The following is a 1,945-nucleotide window of genomic DNA, read 5'->3' on the forward strand; positions in this document are numbered from 1 at the left end:
CTGCCTTGGAGAGTTCTAAGAGGGAATTAACTGAAATGTCCTAACTTATGAGATATATCTATCCATTTAACGGAAGAACCATAATTTATAGCATAATATACTATGAATCAGAGGAATATTAGGTTTATAAGGGAGGATTAATTAGGGGGCTTGAATTTCAAAAAATGCGGAATTACCTAAAAAAGGCAATTCCGCAAGGATTTCTATTCAATTTAAGTTTTACCGGACAGTAATATTTAGCAATATAATATCACTTGCATATCCCGACTATTCATAACTAGGATACCATTTTATACGCTCAACAGCAGCACGTGCATCAGTAATATTCTCTCTTGTATTTTGATGATCAATAGCATATTGTGCTACCACCTCAGCAAGATGTTGTGAAAAAGAAGTTATTTTGTTCACAGGAGGGAGTACTGCTGCACCTGGTTGTGATGCATCCACAATTCCGCCTAATGCATGCGCTGCAGCCGATAATAGTGATTGATCTACTAATTTTGCAGTAGAAGCTATCACTCCCAGTCCTAATCCAGGATACATTAGAGCGTTATTTGCCTGTCCGATAGTGTAAGTTACTCCTTTATAATTGACAGGTGAGCTTGGTATACCAGTAGCGACGAGCGCACGTCCATCGGTCCATTCTATCAAATTAGAAGCCTTTGCTTCTGCAAGTTCTGTTGGATTTGATAGTGGGAAGATAATAGGACGTTCTGTATGTGCAGCCATTTCCTTCACAATTTCTTCTGTAAATGCTCCTGGACATGTAGAAGTTCCTATTAATATGGTAGGACGAATAGCACGAACTGCTGCGAGTAAAGTAGGTTGAGGCACCTGTAAATCACTTGTCGAGCGTGCAAAGAACTGCTGTCCTTCTGTCAAATCAGTCATGTCATCAGTGAGTAATCCCTGCTTATCTACTAAATAAATATGTTGCTTTGCCTCATCAGAAGATAGTCCTTGTTGCATAAACTCTTCGTAAATCTGATGTGCAATACCTGCGCCTGCTGTTCCTGCACCAAACACCATCACACATTGGTTAGTAAATTTCTGTTTTGAGATATTCAGTGCGCCGAGAATACCCGCCAAAGCAACTATACCTGTTCCCTGTATATCATCATTGAATGTTGTAATCTTATTTTGGTAGCGTTCGAGAATGGCCGCTGCATTAGGGCGACCAAAGTCCTCCCAATGAAGGTATAAGTTCGGAAAGAGACGTTCTGCTGTTTCAACAAACTTGTCTACAAATTCATGATATCTTTTACCACGAACGCGTTCATGACGAGTGCCTAAATAAAGAGGATTGTCGAGCAACTGTTTATTATCAGTTCCCACATCAAGTACTAATGGCAATACCTCATTAGGGTTAATACCAGCCGCTGCAGTATAAACCATTAGTTTTCCAATGGCAATAGCAACACCATTTACACCCCAGTCACCTATACCTAATATGGCCTCGGCATCAGTAACCACAATGAGTTTTATATCTCTTCCTTCTGAAGCATTGCGCAATGATTTCTCAATATCTTCAGGATGGTCAATAGAGAGGAATCCTGCATCCTGTGGCTTCATGAATAATTCGTCGTATTGTCGAATAGCATCTGCAACAACCGGATCATAAACAATCGGCATGAACTCCTCGATGTGTTGCGCCATAAGTGCATAAAACAGAGTGCGGTTGGTATTGAAAAGTGTCATCAAATATACACGTTTCTCCAGATTATTTACCTTTTTCTGATATTCCAGATATGTTCTTTCTATCTGTTCCTCAAGTGTCTGCACAACCGGAGGGAGTAATCCTACGAGATTTAATTTCTCACGCTCAGCCATACTAAAGGCTGTTCCTTTGTTAACGAAAGGGTTGTTCAAGATTTCATTAAATATACCCATACTTTCTTAATTTTTAATAGTAGAGAAAAGTTACCCCTCCTACTTATTAGAATCT

General features: G+C 39.6%; 1 protein-coding gene. It reads right to left on the bottom strand.

What is annotated here, in order from left to right:
- Nucleotides 1-267: 267 nt before the first annotated feature.
- Entirely contained in the window at nt 268-1,890 is a 1,623-nt protein-coding gene (locus HMPREF9420_RS01705) for a malolactic enzyme (protein ID WP_007133656.1), read from the bottom strand.
- Nucleotides 1,891-1,945: the final 55 nt, after the last annotated feature.

The organism is Segatella salivae DSM 15606 (assembly GCF_000185845.1).
Taxonomy (GTDB): Bacteria; Bacteroidota; Bacteroidia; order Bacteroidales; family Bacteroidaceae; genus Prevotella; species Prevotella salivae.